Source organism: Nitrospira sp. (genome assembly GCA_037045225.1).
In the GTDB taxonomy this organism is placed as follows: Bacteria; Nitrospirota; Nitrospiria; order Nitrospirales; family Nitrospiraceae; genus Nitrospira_A.
Genome location: JBAOHZ010000009.1, coordinates 2794841 through 2811697 on the forward strand (window position 1 = coordinate 2794841; position 16857 = coordinate 2811697).

General features: G+C 57.9%; 15 protein-coding genes and 1 other RNA gene. 14 read left to right on the plus strand and 2 right to left on the minus strand.

The features are described from left to right. Nucleotides 1–49: 49 nt before the first annotated feature. Nucleotides 50–1489, minus strand: a complete 1440-nt coding sequence (locus V9G17_13905; protein MEI2753691.1) for a hypothetical protein — start codon at nt 1487–1489, stop codon at nt 50–52. A 503-nt stretch (nt 1490–1992) separates the two neighbouring features. Between V9G17_13905 and rnpB the strand changes: the two genes are divergently transcribed. The 14 genes from rnpB to queA all read left to right on the plus strand — a co-directional run bounded on the left by rnpB (nt 1993) and on the right by queA (nt 16091). Beyond that, nucleotides 1993–2416: RNase P RNA component class A (rnpB, locus tag V9G17_13910), an RNA gene on the plus strand. A 493-nt stretch (nt 2417–2909) separates the two neighbouring features. After that, nucleotides 2910–4688 (plus strand): biosynthetic-type acetolactate synthase large subunit, encoded by a 1779-nt coding sequence (gene ilvB, locus V9G17_13915; GenBank protein MEI2753692.1) that lies wholly within the window; start codon nt 2910–2912, stop codon nt 4686–4688. A gap of 41 nt (nt 4689–4729) precedes the next feature. Continuing rightward, entirely contained in the window at nt 4730–5248 is a 519-nt protein-coding gene (ilvN, locus tag V9G17_13920; GenBank protein ID MEI2753693.1) for an acetolactate synthase small subunit, read from the plus strand. A gap of 65 nt (nt 5249–5313) precedes the next feature. Then, nucleotides 5314–6327 (plus strand): ketol-acid reductoisomerase, encoded by a 1014-nt coding sequence (ilvC, locus tag V9G17_13925; GenBank protein ID MEI2753694.1) that lies wholly within the window; start codon nt 5314–5316, stop codon nt 6325–6327. 49 nt (nt 6328–6376) lie between these two features. Next, a complete protein-coding gene (locus tag V9G17_13930; protein ID MEI2753695.1) occupies nt 6377–7027 on the plus strand; it encodes a phosphatidylserine decarboxylase family protein in 651 nt (216 codons plus the stop codon). After that, entirely contained in the window at nt 7024–7824 is an 801-nt protein-coding gene (pssA, locus tag V9G17_13935; GenBank protein MEI2753696.1) for a CDP-diacylglycerol--serine O-phosphatidyltransferase, read from the plus strand. Before V9G17_13930 ends, pssA begins: the two co-directional genes overlap by 4 nt. 429 nt (nt 7825–8253) lie before the next feature. Then, nucleotides 8254–9801: a 2-isopropylmalate synthase gene (locus V9G17_13940; protein ID MEI2753697.1), complete on the plus strand. Its 1548-nt coding sequence runs from the start codon at nt 8254–8256 to the stop codon at nt 9799–9801. A gap of 102 nt (nt 9802–9903) precedes the next feature. Further along, nucleotides 9904–10266 (plus strand): cupin domain-containing protein, encoded by a 363-nt coding sequence (locus V9G17_13945; GenBank protein MEI2753698.1) that lies wholly within the window; start codon nt 9904–9906, stop codon nt 10264–10266. 18 nt (nt 10267–10284) lie between these two features. Beyond that, nucleotides 10285–11361, plus strand: a complete 1077-nt coding sequence (gene leuB / locus V9G17_13950) for a 3-isopropylmalate dehydrogenase (GenBank protein MEI2753699.1) — start codon at nt 10285–10287, stop codon at nt 11359–11361. Nucleotides 11362–11364: 3 nt separating this feature from the next. Continuing rightward, the gene (locus V9G17_13955; GenBank protein MEI2753700.1) at nt 11365–12579 is read left to right on the plus strand and encodes a hypothetical protein; all 1215 of its coding nucleotides are present in this window, start codon (nt 11365–11367) and stop codon (nt 12577–12579) included. A 10-nt stretch (nt 12580–12589) separates the two neighbouring features. Beyond that, complete coding sequence (locus tag V9G17_13960) at nt 12590–13609, plus strand: aspartate-semialdehyde dehydrogenase (GenBank protein MEI2753701.1); 1020 nt, start codon at nt 12590–12592, stop codon at nt 13607–13609. A 3-nt stretch (nt 13610–13612) separates the two neighbouring features. Next, nucleotides 13613–13867 (plus strand): DUF2905 family protein, encoded by a 255-nt coding sequence (locus V9G17_13965; GenBank protein ID MEI2753702.1) that lies wholly within the window; start codon nt 13613–13615, stop codon nt 13865–13867. Further along, nucleotides 13849–15048: a SpoIID/LytB domain-containing protein gene (locus tag V9G17_13970; protein MEI2753703.1), complete on the plus strand. Its 1200-nt coding sequence runs from the start codon at nt 13849–13851 to the stop codon at nt 15046–15048. Before V9G17_13965 ends, V9G17_13970 begins: the two co-directional genes overlap by 19 nt. Beyond that, complete coding sequence (gene queA, locus V9G17_13975; protein ID MEI2753704.1) at nt 15048–16091, plus strand: tRNA preQ1(34) S-adenosylmethionine ribosyltransferase-isomerase QueA; 1044 nt, start codon at nt 15048–15050, stop codon at nt 16089–16091. The genes V9G17_13970 and queA overlap by 1 nt, the downstream gene beginning before the upstream one ends. On the opposite strand, the gene V9G17_13980 is transcribed toward queA, so the two are convergent. Continuing rightward, nucleotides 16084–16782, minus strand: a complete 699-nt coding sequence (locus tag V9G17_13980; GenBank protein ID MEI2753705.1) for a SurA N-terminal domain-containing protein — start codon at nt 16780–16782, stop codon at nt 16084–16086. The two genes, queA and V9G17_13980, sit on opposite strands and share 8 nt — an antisense overlap. Nucleotides 16783–16857: the final 75 nt, after the last annotated feature.

The following is a 16857-nucleotide window of genomic DNA, read 5'->3' on the forward strand; positions in this document are numbered from 1 at the left end:
CAGGCCGTCTTTCCCTGGGGCATACGCATGCGCGTATGCCCCCCGTGAATTAGAAGTAGGTCGCGGCGGACAACACAAAGGTGTTGTCGTGAATGCGCTCATTTGTATTCGGGTTAAATGCTCTCGTGCCAAATTGATACGACACTTTGAAGACGGTGTCCTCAATCGGGCGAAAATTTAATCCGAGGCTCAATTGCTCAAGATCGCCGAATCCTCCAGTCACATCCTGGTTGGTGTTGATCTTGTCCCAGCGTACCACGGCGGTCATGGTCGACCCTTCCGAAAAACGTTGCGGCAGTATCCGCCGCAAGAAATCTGGCATAAAATGATAATTCCCCTGGATGTAGTAGCCGTTCATGCGTTGTGGACGCAGGCGTCCGGTGACAGGGTCGATGGCGGGGGTTCCGTCCAGACTACGGGAGTTATTCTTCACATAAGCCCAGGCGGCTTCACCGATCAACTCGAAGGGGCCTCGTTGGAGTGTCCAGTCCAGCACGAAGATTGAAAGCGATCGCTTGCTTTCCGGATCATACGTGCCGTGATACCCGGATCCCGCAATTTCGACCCCCAAAAAAGGGCTGTAGGCCACCCGTCCGACGACAGCTTTCCCTCGGTTGTTGTCGAGTCCATCGTCGGTGAAAGACTTGCGTTGCCGAGAGTTCTTGAGACCGCTGGCTTCGCCTATTCTGGCGGTCCCATCGGGCTGGTATCCATTGGGCCCCTGGGTGACATAGAACTCATAGTCCAGCTTGGCATACCGTCCCGGGTACACCGTTCCGTAGAGGCCGGCTCCGGTCTCGGACATTGTTGTTGGAATGATGAATTGATTGACGAGTGGTCGGTCGGTCAAATCGTTCAGGGGAGAGTCGTGCAGCAGATTGAATTTGCCGACCGGCAAGAGAATGATCCCCGCGCGTAGGTTGACCGGTTCATTGATCCGATAATCGACGTGTGCAAACTCCAGACTGACTTCCGTTTCCGTTCCTTCGCGAATGCCATGTTCGATTTCGAGTTCGGATGCAAATTTCACATGTTCTGTGATGTCCGCATAAATGAATGGGATGAAGCGTTGTTGGTCGAACGAACTGTTAGTGCTGCCGATACCGGGGTTGTCCCCGGCAGCGCCGGCCCCATTGTCGATGACATCCTTTCTGCTGTTGCGGTATTGGAGGTCGAAATAGCCGCCCACAACCGCCTTGGGTGCGTTTACGAACGGTTTGGCATAGATCATCGTTCCGGAGCCGGAACTGCTGAATGAAAGGGGTGCCTGTTTTTTTCGTCGTGTGTCCTTCCCAATTTCCGGAAGGGACGATCCTCCCGAATTCGGCGAGGATTCCGGGCCCTCGCGGGAATCAGACGGCCCGACATCGAAGGGTGTCGCCTCTTGGCTATGGCGGTTCCGCTGCTCGATCTCATGCAGTCGTTGCTCCAATTTCCGCATGCGCTCGTCGACGCTGACCTCGTCCGCGCCGGCCGGTGGAACAAACATCGACAATCCTAATAGAAACGCCCAGAACGACATCTGAGTCCGCATCATCATTCTCCTGCTGTAAATATGTGGATGGTGTGACTCGGGACTCTGATGGTCTCTGGCCTGATGGGTTATCGCGATGTGGCCTGTGGGCGGGGCACCTCCTATAGGTTGATGCGCATCGGGCCTTCTCCACTGGGTGGCCAAGACCTGTGCAATAAAGTCGGCACTGTTCCGCTAAGTTTTTCCACTTGGGTGGCCTCAGCAGTGTGTCGGACGAATTGAGATCAGGAGGTAAAGAGCAAGAATCGAGCAGGCGCTACATTCCTGGCATGAGCTGTATCGCATTCAAGAAAGGCGTGGATTTCACGAATGGAAGAGAGTGAAGTCTGCTCTGTGAAGGCGTATGGTGCACTTCCGCCCGGTGCGGTCTGTGCGAGATTGCTCACGAGGCGGCGCTGGTGATCTTCCGTCCTCTCTTGAAACGTGCGGACATCGATTTTATACTACGCACGCGCGCTGGGGGGACACGGGTGCTCGCTCGTCGAGCGTGCTCGACGGGAGGAAAGTCCGGACTCCAAGGGCAGGGACGCTGGATAACGTCCAGGCGGAGCGATCCGACACCAGCACCACAGAGAATAAACCGCCGATGGCCGGTGCAAGGATTTCGATCGCTTGCACGGGATCAGGTAAGGGTGAAACGGTGGGGTAAGAGCCCACCGCGGTGATGGCGACATCAACGGCACGGTAAGCGTCGTCCGGAGCAAGACCAAATAGGGGGACGCCTGTGGGCTCGCGAGAGCTCGGCAGAAAGGCCGGCCCGGCCGAGGTCCTCGGGTAGGTTGCTTGAGGCTCGAGGTAACTTGAGTCCCAGAGAAATGATCACCCCCGTGTGAGCGCAAGCTTCACGCGGGACAGAATCCGGCTTATAGGGTTTCTCCAACGCGCTTTTTTAATCGCCTCTCGCAGCTCTCCGCCGGTTACCTTGCCAGAGAGCGTTTCTCGGTCATTGATCAGCACCACCGGTATGCGATCGCCGTACTGCGTGCGGAGTCGATTGTCGCTGTCGACATCGATCGTGCGGAGCTCGAACGAGAGGTCTTGTTGCACCTGTTCGGCGACGCGGGTGACCACTCGACAGAGGTGGCACTCACGGCGAGACAGGATCGTGATTCGAAGCGTTTCCATCGGTCGTACGATCAATCAATCGATGGGCGTTCGTATATCACGCGTGAGAAGTGAGCGCCAGTCTCCGGCAAGAAGTTCGTGCAGTGACTCTCTTGACCTCACTTGAGAGCTGGTGATACGATCCGCTATCTTACCCGTTGATTTTCCAGAAAGATTGTATCAATCTGTGCCGCGTGTGTGACACAGAGCGTGGGGTATGCTCAGTCAAGGCATCGCGTCCTTCGCCACGATGTGCGAAGGGGAGGGTGATATGAAGCTTACAGGGTCCGAAATCCTGATCGAATGCTTAAAAGCGGAAGGCGTGAAAACGATTTTCGCGTTGCCGGGTGGCGTGGTGTTGAAGATTTTCGACATGCTGCACCAGCAAAAAGATATTGAAGTCGTCTTGACCCGGCACGAGCAGGGTGCGGGGCATATGGCTGAGGGGTACGCCAAGGCTACCGGCAAGGCCGGTGTGTGTTTGGTGACATCCGGGCCTGGTATGACGAATGTGATTACGGCGCTGGCCGATGCCTACATGGACTCCGTGCCGCTGGTGTGTATCAGCGGGCAGGTCTCGACGAGTTTGATCGGCAACGACGCGTTTCAGGAAGCCGACAACATCGGCCTCAGTCGGCCCTGCACAAAATACAATTTCCTCGTGAAGGACGTGAACGACCTGGCGACCACCATCAAGGAAGCTTTCTATATTGCCACGACCGGCCGTCCTGGGCCGGTATTGGTGGATATTCCTAAAGACGTGTCCATGGCCAAGACAGAGTTCACCTACCCGAGCTCGGTCTCGATCCGTGGATACAATCCGACCTATGAAGGCAATAAGTGGCAGATCAAGCAGGCTGCCGAAGCCATCATGAAGGCAAAGAAGCCCATTCTGTATGTCGGCGGAGGAGTGGTCTTCTCGCAGGCGTCCAAAGAGTTGCTTGAACTGGCCGAGATGACCCAGATCCCAGTGGATATGACCTTGATGGGGCTCGGGGCATTTCCTGGTGAGCATCCGCAGTCGATGGGAATGATGGGCATGCACGGCACCTATTGCGCCAACATGGCCGTGCACTATTCAGATTTGGTCATTGCGGTGGGGGCCCGTTTCGATGATCGGGTGACGGGGAAGGTGTCGGAATTCTGTCCGTTCGCCAAAGTCATCCACATCGATATCGATCCGACGTCGATTCGTAAGAACATTCATGTCGATATCCCGATCGTGGGCGATTGCAAGGCGGTGTTACGGGAATTGAATCAAATTCTCCGTGCCACCGTGAACGGGAATCAAAAGGACCTGCGCAAGCCGTGGTGGGATCAAATCCGCGAATGGCAGCAGGCCCATCCGCTGGCCTACCAGCAGGAGCCGGATGGCGCGATTAAGCCGCAGCACGTCGTGCGACGTTTGTACGAATTAACGAAGGACCGCGATCCGATCGTGGCGACCGATGTCGGTCAGCACCAGATGTGGACAGCCCAGTACTTCAAGCTTGCCCGACCGAATCGTTGGTTGACCTCAGGCGGATTGGGTACGATGGGATTCGGATTTCCGGCCGCCATGGGGGCGCAGGCTGCGTTCAGAGACCGATTGGTGCTCTGTGTGGCCGGTGACGGCAGCATACAAATGAATATGCAGGAAATGGCCGCCGCAGTGGTGTCGAAGCTGCCGGTGAAGGTGATCATTCTGAACAATCGTTTCCATGGCATGGTCCGGCAGTGGCAGGATCTGTTTTACGAAGGACGGTATGCGTCGAGCTACCTCGATACCACGCCGGATTTCGTGAAGTTGGCCGAAGCCTATGGCGCCGTCGGCTTGCGTGCGAACAAGGTGGGGGACCTGGATGCCGTCTTGAAGGAAGCCATCGCGACCGATAAGCCCGTCGTGGTTGATGTGCCGACCTATCCGTACGAGAATTGTTACCCGATGATTCCGGCGGGTGGGTGCAACCACGAGATGATTCTGGAAGATCCGCCAGAACTGAAGCGGCGAATGGCCGGCGCGCCTGGTACCGGGTCCGACGAAGATAAAGATACGATCTTAACAGCCTAAATCACGCTGTCAGCCGACAGCTGTCAGGATAGAGTGTTTCGATGGAACATATCATTTCAGTCACCGTAGAAAATAAGTTCGGCGTGTTATCCCGAGTGGCCGGGTTGTTCAGCGGCCGCGGTTTCAATATCGAAAGTTTGTCGGTGGCCCCCACGCTGGACCCCTCGATGTCGCAGATGACCATTGTCACGTCGGGGGATGAACGGATTGTGGAGCAAATCGTCAAGCAGCTGAATAAGCTGATTGATGTTATCAAGGTCGTGGATCTCAATGAGAGTGAGTTCGTCTCACGGGAGACGGCGCTCATCAAGGTCCATACCAAGGCAGAAGACCGGGCCGAGGCGCTCCGTATTGCGGATATTTTTCGGGCCAACGTGATCGACTCGACGCCCTCAACCTACACCATCGAAGTGACCGGCGATCCCAAGAAGCTTGAGGCCATCATCAGTTTGCTTCAGCCGCTCGGTATCAAGGAACTGATTCGAACGGGGCGAGTGGCGATTGCCCGTGAAGCGATCCGGCCGGCGCTCAGCCAACCCAAAAAGATCGCCCGGGAATAACTCTCATCCCCTGTGTGCAGCTGTCGTTTCCACCCATGTGCCCTATGAACCTTCAGGAGTGATGTATGAAGATCTATTACGACAAAGATGCCGATTTACAGCTCATTCGCGGAAAGAAAGTGGCCGTGATCGGCTATGGCAGCCAGGGCCATGCGCATTCGCTCAATCTCAAGGAAAGCGGCGTCAATGTCGTCGTGGGTTTGCGTGAAGGCAGTTCCTGGAAGAAGGCGGAAGCGAGCGGATTGAAAGTCATGCCGGTGGCCGATGCCGTCAAAGCCTCCGATGTCATCATGATTCTGGCCCCGGATGAGGCTCAGGCCGCCATCTACCGCCAGGAGATCGCTCCGAATCTGAAGCCCGGTTCCTATTTGGCCTTCGGTCACGGGTTCAATATTCATTTCGGGCAGATTGTGCCGCCGGCGGACATCAACGTCTTCATGGTGGCGCCGAAGGGGCCCGGTCATCTGGTGCGATCGGAATATACGAAGGGCAGCGGTGTGCCTTGTTTGCTGGCCTTGCATCAAGATCCCAGCGGCAACACGCGCCAAGTGGGTTTGGCCTACGCCAGTGCCATCGGCGGAGGACGGGCCGGCATTATTGAAACGAACTTCCGTGAAGAAACCGAAACGGATTTGTTCGGTGAGCAGGCAGTGTTGTGCGGAGGGTTGACCTCCCTGATCCAGGCCGGATTCGAGACCCTCGTCGAGGCTGGGTATGCGCCAGAAATGGCCTACTTTGAGTGTTTGCATGAAGTGAAATTGATCGTGGATTTGATCTATCAAGGCGGCATCGCTAACATGCGTTATTCGATCAGTACCACGGCGAAGTATGGTGACATCACGCGCGGGCCACGCGTGGTCACGGAACAGACCAAGCAGGAAATGAAGAAGATTCTCGACGAGATCCAGAAGGGGCAGTTTGCCAAGGAATGGGTGCTGGAGAATCAGGCGAACCGGCCGGTCTATAACGCCCTGCTGAAACAAGGCGAGAGCCATCCGATCGAGGAAGTCGGCGCCCGGCTGCGCTCCATGATGCCTTGGCTGAAGAAAGATCAGCTCGTCGATAAGAACAAAAACTAACCCTGCTGCCGGCCGCTTCGTGTTAGCATGATGAGAGGGCTTGAGGTCTATGGCTGATCAAGCCGTCGGGATCCCGATTGCAAAAGAAGGATTGCCGTTTGTCGGTGGTCTCGTGGGCGCGACGCTGCTGTTCGGAGCGGTGGGTTGGATCATTCCAACCTGCTTGGCGGGCGGGTTCACGCTGTTTACTGCGTGGTTCTTTCGAAACCCCAGTCGGACCATTCCGCAGCAACCGAATGCGGTCGTGTCATCGGGCGACGGGAAGGTCATTGCAATTGAGGAAGAGTTTGAGCCGCGCTATCTGAAGGAAAAGAGCATTCGGGTCACGGTGTTTTTGAATGTGTTCGATGTGCATATCAACCGGATGCCCTGTGCGGGAACAGTTGAAGGCGTGAGCTACCAGCCCGGTCAGTTTCTGGTGGCGAGCAAGCCGGAGGCGACTATCCGGAACGAACAGAACGCGGTGATGTTAAAAACGGAGTCCGGCGCGAAAGTGCTATGTGTGCAGGTTGCCGGATTGATTGCCCGCCGCATCGTCTGCTGGGTGGGTCAGGGCGAGCGGGTGCAGCGGGGAGAGCGGTTTGGTCTGATACGGTTTGGGTCGCGGATGGATACCTTCCTTCCGCTCGGCTCGAAGATTTGTGTCTCCTTGGGCGACCGCGTCAAAGGGGGCGAAACCATCGTGGGGGAACTCCGATGAAATCACCGGCCATGCGAGCTCCGTTTGCGAAGGGCAACCGAAAGCGACAGGCGATGTACCTGATCCCGAATCTCTGCACGACGGGGAATCTGTTTTGCGGGGTGTTCGCGATCCTGTCGGTCTTTAATGGTCAGCATCTGGTGGCAGCCATTGCCATTCTGGTCGGCATGATTTTCGATATGTTGGATGGGAAGTTGGCCAGACTGACAAACAGTACCGGCCAGTTCGGCATTGAGTATGATTCGCTTTCCGATGTGGTGTCGTTCGGGGTCGCACCGGGTGTATTGATTTATTCGTACGCGTTGAGCGGGCAGGGGATGTTCGGGGTTGCCGTGATGTTTGCCTACGTGGCGATGGGGGCCGTTCGGTTGGCCCGGTTCAATGCCACGGTGAGCACAGCCGACAGCAAATACTTTACAGGCCTGGCGATTCCGGCTGCAGCCGGGGTCATTGCATCGTTGGTGATCTTCGATCTGCACATCACGCAGATGGGTGCAGAAGTGAAGCCGTTGCTGATTCTGGCGATCACGTTTGTGCTGGCGTTCCTGATGGTCAGCACGATCAAGTATCGCAGCTTCAAAGATATGAAGTTCAAGCGGGGTGATCATTTCACCTATCTGGTCTGGGGCATTCTTGCCCTGATGATGATTGTCGCCTGGCCGCAGGCAATGTTATTCGTGGCCTTCACCGGGTACGCCCTGTCGGGTCCGTTGGCGCGGTTGTGGACGATGGTGGCCAAGGGGGCAGGGAAGCCGGTGGCGAAAACTGAGACACCGGTACTCGATTCGAGAGAGTAGGAATTGCGACGATGAGGAGTAGTAGGCAGCGCTGACCGAACTGAGAGAGCTGGTGGATGGTGCAAACCAGCCGGTGACCTGTCGAACTCGCCTCTGAGCAGGATTTGTGAAGCCCCCTAGGGGTGGTAATAAGTCCCGGCTGATCCGCGTAACGGATTGAATGAAGGGTGATCGGATGGAGGTGATGCTTCATCCGTCGCTGAATCAGGGTGGTACCACGAAGCGCGCAAGGCCTTCGTCCCTGTCCCGGGGCGGAGGCTTTTCTATTTTCAGGATGCTGAAACAGGTGTCCGGCGGCGTTCTCGGGGAGGAAACGTCCTCGACGTACCTCAAGAGGGTACGCCTCCGGTGCTTCCTTCGCCTGCGGCTTTGCCGGCCGACCTGTTTGAGCATCCTGTACAGTGTTGTTAACCGAAGGAGAGGTGCGCCATGACCAGGATGATCAGAATATTCGACACGACGTTGCGGGATGGTGAGCAGTCACCGGGTGCGAGTATGAACGTCGAAGAGAAACTTATGATCGCCAAGCAGCTGGCGCGCCTCGGCGTGGATATCATCGAGGCCGGATTCGCCTATAGTTCGCCCGGAGATTTCGAAGCGGTTCGCCGGATCGCCCTGGAAGTTGAGGGCCCGGTGGTGTGCAGCCTGGCGCGGGCCAGGCCTGAAGACATCACGAGGGCGTCGGAAGCGTTGAAGGGCGCACCCCGGGTGCGGATCCATACGTTTCTCTCGACGTCGGACATCCATCTCAAGCATCAGTTTCGGATGACTCGCGAGGAAGCGAAGAAGAGAGCCGTGGAGATGGTGCAGTTGGCGCGCACCTATGTGGACGACGTTGAATTTTCACCGATGGATGCCAGCCGATCCGATCCTGCGTATCTGTGCGAAGTGATTGAAGCGGTGATTGCGGCCGGGGCGGGAACGATCAATATTCCTGACACGGTAGGGTATGCCGTTCCCCAAGAGTTCGGCGGCCTGATCAAGCGGATTAAAGACAGCGTGCCGAACAGCGGGCAAGCCGTCATCTCCGTCCATTGCCACAACGATTTGGGGCTGGCCGTCGCTAACAGCTTGGCGGCGGTGGTGGCAGGAGCCGGACAGGTGGAGTGTACGATCAACGGCATCGGCGAGCGGGCCGGCAACACCTCGCTGGAGGAAATCGTGATGGGTCTCCGGACGCGTAGAGACTGGTACGGGGCTGACACCAAGGTCGTCACGGAGGAGATTTCCAAGACCAGCCGCCTGGTGAGCAAGATTACCGGTATGGTCATTCAGCCGAACAAGGCCATTGTCGGGGCCAACGCGTTCGCTCATACGTCGGGTATCCATCAGGACGGGTTGCTGAAAGATAAGACGACCTACGAGATCATGCGGCCTGAATCTATCGGTCTTGAACAGGTCAAGCTGGTGATGGGCAAGTTGTCGGGGCGCCATGCGTTTCGCCAGCGGCTGGAGGATCTCGGCTATAAGTTGACGGAAGAGGAGGTCAACCACGCGTTCGAACGCTTCAAGCGGTTGGCGGACCAAAAGAAAGAGATTTACGAGGAAGACCTCGAAGTCATTGTGTCCGAGGAAGTCGCGAAAATGTCGGAACGGGTGGTGTTGAAATCCTTTCAAGTCGAAAGCGGAACCAACAAGACTCCGAAGGCAACGGTGGAGTTGGAGATTGACGGAAAGCTGGTGTCGCATAGCGGAACGGGTGACGGCCCGGTCGATGCGGTCTACCGGACGATCGCCGCGATGACCCAGACGAAGAGCAAATTGCTGATGTTCGGGGTCAATGCCATTACCGGCGGGACGGATGCGCAAGGGGAAGTGTCGGTGCGGGTTGAAGAAGACGGTCGAACGGTGTCCGGTCATGGCGCCGATACCGACATCATTACGGCGGCTGCGCGGGCCTATCTGAATGCGCTCAATAAGTTGGCCTATTTCGCCGCAAAACAAGCTGAGGGGATTCAGAAGGTCAGCTTGATTTGATCCCAACCTGCAGGGTAGATTCCTCCGTCCAGGCCGATGCGTTCGTATCGGCCTGGACGGAGTGACATCGTCGGTCATTCCTACTGTGACTGTGGATGCACGATGCTGACTACGCATCTTCAACGATGCCCGGAGTTCTTGGCGGGCGATCACACCCGGCTGCGGGAATTACTGCACCCGGCAAAGGCATCGCTCGCGCTCGGATATAGCCTGGCTCATGGATTGCTCGACCCGGGGCAACAGTCCCTCTGGCATCGCCTCAAATCCTCCGAGGTGTATTACTTCATTGCGGGCCATGGGGTGATGCAGGTGGAGGAGGAGTCGGTTGCTGTTCAGGCCGGCTCCGTGGTCTATGTGCCTCCGGGAGCCAAGCAATCGTTAGTGAACCATGGAACCGTCCCGATTGAGTTTCTCTGCCTGGTCGATCCAGCCTGGACCGCGGAGGATGAGGCCGTTGGTGAATAGTCGAGAGGAGATGTACACGTGAACGCGAAAATCGCAGTCTTGGCCGGAGACGGAGTCGGCCGCGAAATTGTCCCTGAAGCGGTCAAGGTGTTGAAGGTTGTCGCCGCACGCCACGGGCATACGTTTGAATTTACCCCCGGCGATGTCGGCGGCCATGCGATCGATAAAGTCGGCGTGCCGCTTCCGGCTGAGACGCTCGCCATCGCGAAACAGAGCGATGCCGTGTTGCTCGGTGCTGTCGGCGGACCCAAATGGGAAGGATTGGAATATAGCCTTCGCCCCGAGCGAGCCCTGCTGGGACTGCGCGAGCAGCTCGGGCTCTATGCCAATTTGCGCCCGGCGAAACTGTATCCCATGCTCGCCGATGCCTCCACGTTGCGACGTGAGGTGATCGAAGGCATCGATATGCTCGTGATCCGGGAGCTCACCGGAGGGATTTATTTCGGCAAACCGAAGGGCATTGAAAAACTGTCCGGCGGTGGCGAACGTGGATTCAATACGGAGGTCTACACGACCGAAGAAATCCGTCGCATTGCGGTCGTGGCCTTTGACGCTGCCCGCAAGCGCCGCAAAAAGGTCACTTCGGTGGATAAGGCCAATGTGCTGGAGTCCTCGGAATTGTGGCGGCGGGTGGTCACGGACGTTCACAAAGGATATCCCGACGTGGCCTTGAGCCACATCTATGTCGACAATTGCGCGATGCAATTGGTGCGTAATCCGCGGCAGTTCGATGTGCTGCTGTGCAACAACATCTTCGGCGATATTCTCAGCGACGAAGCCGCGATGCTGACCGGGTCGATCGGCATGCTGCCGTCCGCTAGTGTCGGCGCTAAGGTGGGGTTGTTCGAGCCGATCCATGGCAGCGCGCCGGATATTGCCGGTAAAAATATTGCCAATCCGATTGCCACGATCGCGTCTGCCGCAATGATGTTGTCCTATGCGTTTCAGCTCGATAGGGAAGCGGCGGCGATCGAGCAGGCCATCGTCAAGACGCTGGAACTCGGATTCCGCACCAAGGATATTCATGCCGAAGGCATGCAGCTGGTCGGCACCGTGGAGATGGGCGATGCGATTGTGCGCAACCTTCCCTCGTAAATCATGACGACACGCACGACACAATCCGGAATCATCGAGACCCTGGCAGGCAACGGCGAGCCGGGGTATGCCGGGGACGGTGGACCTGCCGGTGCCGCCTCGCTCAACGAGCCGAAAGGGTTGTGCGTGGATGGAGAGGGCAACCTCTATATTGCCGATTCCGAAAACCATGTTGTGCGCCGCGTCGATCGGGCCACGGGTGTCATTACGACCGTGGCAGGAGTCGGTCCGTCAGGGTCGGCCGGGCCGGCCATGCCTGAACCGCCTGTGACGGCGCAGGCTGATGAGGACGAGGATCCCTTTGCCGACCATTCCGGTGACAGCACCAAGGCCTACACGCAGGTGACCGATCTGAGTGGCACGGTCCGGTACGTGACCGGAGGGCGTTTGACGGTCGAGCACGATTCCGGCGATGGTGGCCCTGCCAGGCGAGCGCGGCTCAATTTTCCCAGTGCCGTGGCCGTCGATGGTGTAGGTAACCTGTATATCGCCGATACGATGAACCACCGGGTGCGAAGGGTCGATTCGGCGACCGGGATCATTACCAACGTCGCCGGCACAGGCCAGGCGCGGTATTCCGGCGATGGTGGACCGGCGGTGTCGGCCGCGATCAATGAACCGACCGGGTTGGCTGTCAGCAACGAGGCGTTATACATCGCGGATCAAAGTAACAACCGGGTGCGGCGGGTTGACCTAGCGACCGGAGTCATCACCACGGTCGCCGGAGATGGCACGGCGGCCTATAGCGGAGATCAGGTTTCGGCGGTTCAAGCGAGCCTGGCGGGACCCAGCGGCGTGGCGTTAGGCGGGGACGGCGTCCTCTATGTGGCGGATACGTTTAATAGCCGGATCCGATCTGTCGATCCGGCCACAGGGCAGATTGCGACGGTAGCGGGAGACGGCGGGACCTATCGCTATCAGGGGCCGGCTGAACCCAGTTCGCCGAGTCTCTCCAGGCCCGCGGGAATTGCCGTCGATTCTCATGGAAACGTGTATCTGACAGATTCTGACAGCCACTTGATTCGGGTGTGGAACGGACAGACGAAGACCATCTTGCGCCTATCCGGTACCGGTGTTGCGCAGTTCGGCGGGGATGGTGGCGATGCCTTGGCAGGAAGTCTCAGTTATCCATTCGGTGTAGCGGTCGATGCGGACGGGACTGTCTATGTTGCGGATACCTTCAATCACCGCATCAGAGTTCTGACCACGATCGCATAAGGACAGTATCATGTTGAAGAAGAAGCAGGCCTATACGGTGGCGATTCTCGGCGCGACCGGGGCCGTGGGAAAAGAAAGTCTGGAGATTCTGGAAGAACGCAATTTTCCGATTGAGACGTTGCGCCTGTTTTCGTCCAAGCGATCGGCCGGCGACGTGTTGTCGTGTCAGGGCAAGGAGTACAAGGTGGAGGAGTTAACGGAGGCCTCTTCCTTTGCCGGCGTCGACATCGCGTTCGTGTCCGCGACCGATACCATCAGTCGGGACTACGGGGCACGGTTGGGTGCGGCCGGGGTTGTCGTCATCGATGACAGTGCGGTTTTCCGGATGGATCCCGATGTGCCGCTGGTCGTACCGGAGGTCAATGCGGCCGCGTTGCGCTCGATGAAGCGCGGGATCGTGGCCATTCCGAACTGCACCACCACTCCCTTGGTCATGGCGCTGAAGCCGCTTCGCGATACCGCAGGCATCAAGCGGGTGGTGGTGACCACCTTTCAGTCGGTATCGGGCACCGGGTCGGCCGCCATGGACGAGTTAGTCGACCAGACCAAGTCGTTGATGGCCTTTCAAGAGGTGAAGGTGCAGGTCTATCCCTACCAAATCGCGTTCAACCTGTTACCGCAGGTGGGTTCGTTCGGTGACGGTGGCGACTGTTCGGAAGAGGTGAAGATCGTTCAAGAGACCAGGAAGATCCTTGAGATGCCATCGCTGCGGGTTACGGCGACGACCGTGCGCGTCCCGGTGTTGCGCTGTCACTCCGAGGCAATCAACGTGGAGCTGGAACGTCCGTTGAAGGCGAACGATGCGCGGGCGGCGCTGGCGGAGATGCCCGGCGTCATCGTGTACGACGATCCCGTCAAGAAACTGTATCCGATGCCGTTCGACGTGTCCGGCAAGGATGACGTGTATGTCGGGCGGGTGCGAGTGGACGAGTCGATCACCAATGGGTTGAATCTCTGGGTCGTGAGCGACAACCTTCGGAAGGGCGCCGCCCTCAACGCCGTGCAGATCGCCGAATGTCTGATACAATAAACGATGGCAGCGTGGACTGGTGTCGGTCGATCGTTGATTGTGGCGGGCCTGGTGTTGGTAGCCGTCGGGTTGCTGCTCACGCTGGCTGAAAAATGGCCCGGCCTTGGCTCTGCCTTCGGGTGGATCGGTAAACTGCCCGGCGATCTCTCGGTCACGCGAGAGCGATTCAGTCTGTATATTCCGATCGCGACCAGTCTCGTGCTCAGCATCCTGCTCAGTCTGATGTTCTACTTCCTTTCATGGCTCTTTCGCCGCTGACTCGACATTGCGTTTCCAGTCTGGCCGTCGTCGGGGGGATGGTGCTCCTCTCCCTATTCTGTGCGCCCGCCGTCTTCGCTGAATCCATTCGCGTGCTGTTGGCTCAGGACGCACTCTCGCTGGAAGTGCAGTCCGAGGGCGCGCTCGCTCTCATCCTGGAGTCGGGTGACACGAAAATCTTGAATGCGCCGATCCACCTTACGGCTCGGGGAGATGGGGTACAGGTCGATGGACGACGCATCATGACCGGGCAGGTCCTCATCCGGCCGCTCCGAAACAACCTCGCGCTGGTCATGGGAAAAGACGGGGGCGCTCCGCTGGCACTCAGCGGGGTCGTGCGTGTGTGGCGCAAAGGGCAAGGGCTCTCGGTCGTCAACCAGGTGGATTTGGAAGAGTATGTGAAAGGGGTGGTGCCGTCGGAGGTCAGTTCAGCCTGGCACCCGGAAATGTTGAAGGTGCAGGCGGTGGCGGCACGGACGTATGCTTTGTATAACAAGATGCTCAGTTCGGCCCGAGACTATGACGTCGTCGCGACCATTCAAGACCAGGTATATCGGGGCCGAACAGGGGTGGACCGCCGCGTCGAGGACGCCGTCGAATCGACCCGAGGCATTGTCGTCACCCATCAACAGGCGCCTATCTATGCGGCCTTCTCATCCACCGCAGCAGGCCCGACGGAAGATGCCGTGAATGTGTGGGCCAACAAAGATCTGCCCTACCTCAAGGGGGTCGAATGTCCGTTTGATCTCGAGTCCCCCTATTATCAATGGCGAGCCAGTGTGAAGCTCGACCAGCTCGAGCACAATTTACGACACCAGGGTTTTTCGGTCGGTACGATTGCCACGATTACTCCGATTGCCTATAGTCGCGCCGGACGGGTTTCGCGCCTGAGGATTTTACATTCAGGCGGGGAGGCCATATTGCGAGGCGAAGATCTTCGAAAGGCCGTGGGGTACACCATCATTCCCAGCACGCAGTTCGAGGTGGAATCGATCGGTGCCGAGGTGGTGTTTACCGGCTACGGAGCAGGCCATGCTGTGGGGCTCTGCCAATGGGGCGCGAAAGAGCTGGCCGAGCTTGGCTACTCGTATAGCAGCATTCTGCAGTACTACTATCCTGGAACTCAGTTGCACAACTCGGCTCTGTCGCAGTTGGTGACCCCGGCGATACCGACCCCCTGATGTTACTCAGCGAATTCGACTTTCCATTTGACCCAGCGCTTGTGGCCGATCATCCGGTGATCCCGCGTGACCGTGCACGTCTGCTTGTGCTGGACCGCCAAGCGGGAGGACGTCTGATGCATCGGCAGGTGGCCGATCTCCCTTCGTTGCTGCAGCCGGGGGATCTCGTGGTGGTGAATAACACGAAGGTCATGCCGGCACGTGTTCCTGCGCAGGTTCGACCCAACGGAAAACTGCTCGATCTGTTGTTTGTGCAGGATCTCGGACAGGGGCTGTGGGAAGTGCTGATGAAGGGACGTTTCCGGCCCGGCGCCACGGTTGAGTTTCCAGGCGGCGGGATCGGTGAAATTGTGGAGCGCAGCCAACTCCGAACCACACTGCAGGTGTCGGGTGTTACAAGCGTCTACGATCTCATGCAGGCGGCAGGCACGATGCCGCTGCCTCCGTATATCAAGCGGGAACCGTCAGCAGACGATCAGCAGTGGTACCAGACCCTGTTTGCTCGGCATGAAGGGGCCATCGCGGCGCCTACCGCCGGGCTACATTTTACGCGCGACTTGGTGCAGGCTCTGGCAGGGAAAGGCATCGAAATGGCGCAGGTGACTTTGCATGTGGGGCCTGGCACGTTTCGGAGTGTGAAGACTGAGCGAATCGAGGACCATCGCATGTTGGGCGAGCGGATCGAGGTGTCTGTGCAGACCGTGGCGCAGATTCGACGGGCGCGGGAGCAGGGGCATCGTGTCGTGGCCGTGGGCACCACGGTGGTGCGCGCCTTGGAGACCGCAGCGCAGGGTGGGCGCGGGATTGAGCCGTTCCAGGGGCAGGCGGAACTATTCATCACTCCGGGATTTGAGTTTCAGGTCATCAATGCGATGGTGACGAACTTCCATCTGCCGCGGACGACCCTACTGATGTTGGTGTCTGCTCTTGTGGGTGTGGCACCGCTCCGTGCTGCGTACGAAGAGGCGGTGGCGCAACGGTATCGGTTCTATAGTTATGGGGACGCGATGCTGATCGGGAGCGGCTGGGCGCCGGCTACATAAGTTCTTTGTGAATCTTCACGGGAACTTTGCTCTTCATCGACTCCGCATAGGCCATCAATGCCCGCTGTTGCTTTTGGAACAGGAGGCTCTGGAACACCCGTTCCTTCGCCGCGGCAGCCTTGGCCGGGTCGGCATCCCCTTCGCGAGCCGCGAGTGTCTGCGCTTCCGTATATTCAGCCGGAGTGAGCGCCACCGCATCCATAATGACCAGCCGCGCCTTGTTGGTGAGAATGTCCTTGGCTTCCATGGCCTCGAATGAGGCGGGTGTCAAACGATTCGCCGACAGCAATCGTCGGTATGCGTCGGGATCAAAGGCCCCGTTCTTCTGAAACTCCGTCCGTTGCATGATCGCCTTGCGCAAATCCTCGTCGGAAACCGTCAGGCCCATCTCTTTCGCTACGTGTAGCCACATCCGATTATCGATGAGCTGTTCCAGGACAAACTGTTTGAGGAATTCGTCCTTGATCTCGTTCTGCCCTTTGTCTTTGTAGAAACGATACGTATTTTCATAGGCTCGGCGATACTCGTCCAAGGGGACGATCTGATCCCCCACGGAGGCGACGACGTTGCCGCTGTCCTGGCCGAACCCCCACCAGCCCATGGTAATGACGAACGCGAGGGCGAGTACCCCCATGATGGATTTAAGGAACCACGGATAGTCGTGAGCAGCTTCGCGTAACAGTTTGATCATCGAGAGCGCCTCTTGTCGGCAAGGTTTCGTGAATTCTACTCAGGCGACGATCACAAAGGCAAGAGGAAGACGCGC

Bases quoted from the DNA above. Each gene is read 5' to 3' on its own strand.
- V9G17_13905 (MEI2753691.1), bottom strand. From the start codon at position 1,489: ATGTTTGTTCCACCGGCCGGCGCGGACGAGGTCAGCGTCGACGAGCGC.
- ilvB (MEI2753692.1), top strand. From the start codon at position 2,910: ATGAAGCTTACAGGGTCCGAAATCCTGATCGAATGCTTAAAAGCGGAA.
- ilvN (MEI2753693.1), top strand. From the start codon at position 4,730: ATGGAACATATCATTTCAGTCACCGTAGAAAATAAGTTCGGCGTGTTA.
- ilvC (MEI2753694.1), top strand. From the start codon at position 5,314: ATGAAGATCTATTACGACAAAGATGCCGATTTACAGCTCATTCGCGGA.
- V9G17_13930 (MEI2753695.1), top strand. From the start codon at position 6,377: ATGGCTGATCAAGCCGTCGGGATCCCGATTGCAAAAGAAGGATTGCCG.
- pssA (MEI2753696.1), top strand. From the start codon at position 7,024: ATGAAATCACCGGCCATGCGAGCTCCGTTTGCGAAGGGCAACCGAAAG.
- V9G17_13940 (MEI2753697.1), top strand. From the start codon at position 8,254: ATGACCAGGATGATCAGAATATTCGACACGACGTTGCGGGATGGTGAG.
- V9G17_13945 (MEI2753698.1), top strand. From the start codon at position 9,904: ATGCTGACTACGCATCTTCAACGATGCCCGGAGTTCTTGGCGGGCGAT.
- V9G17_13955 (MEI2753700.1), top strand. From the start codon at position 11,365: ATGACGACACGCACGACACAATCCGGAATCATCGAGACCCTGGCAGGC.
- V9G17_13960 (MEI2753701.1), top strand. From the start codon at position 12,590: ATGTTGAAGAAGAAGCAGGCCTATACGGTGGCGATTCTCGGCGCGACC.
- V9G17_13965 (MEI2753702.1), top strand. From the start codon at position 13,613: ATGGCAGCGTGGACTGGTGTCGGTCGATCGTTGATTGTGGCGGGCCTG.
- V9G17_13970 (MEI2753703.1), top strand. From the start codon at position 13,849: ATGGCTCTTTCGCCGCTGACTCGACATTGCGTTTCCAGTCTGGCCGTC.
- queA (MEI2753704.1), top strand. From the start codon at position 15,048: ATGTTACTCAGCGAATTCGACTTTCCATTTGACCCAGCGCTTGTGGCC.
- V9G17_13980 (MEI2753705.1), bottom strand. From the start codon at position 16,782: ATGATCAAACTGTTACGCGAAGCTGCTCACGACTATCCGTGGTTCCTT.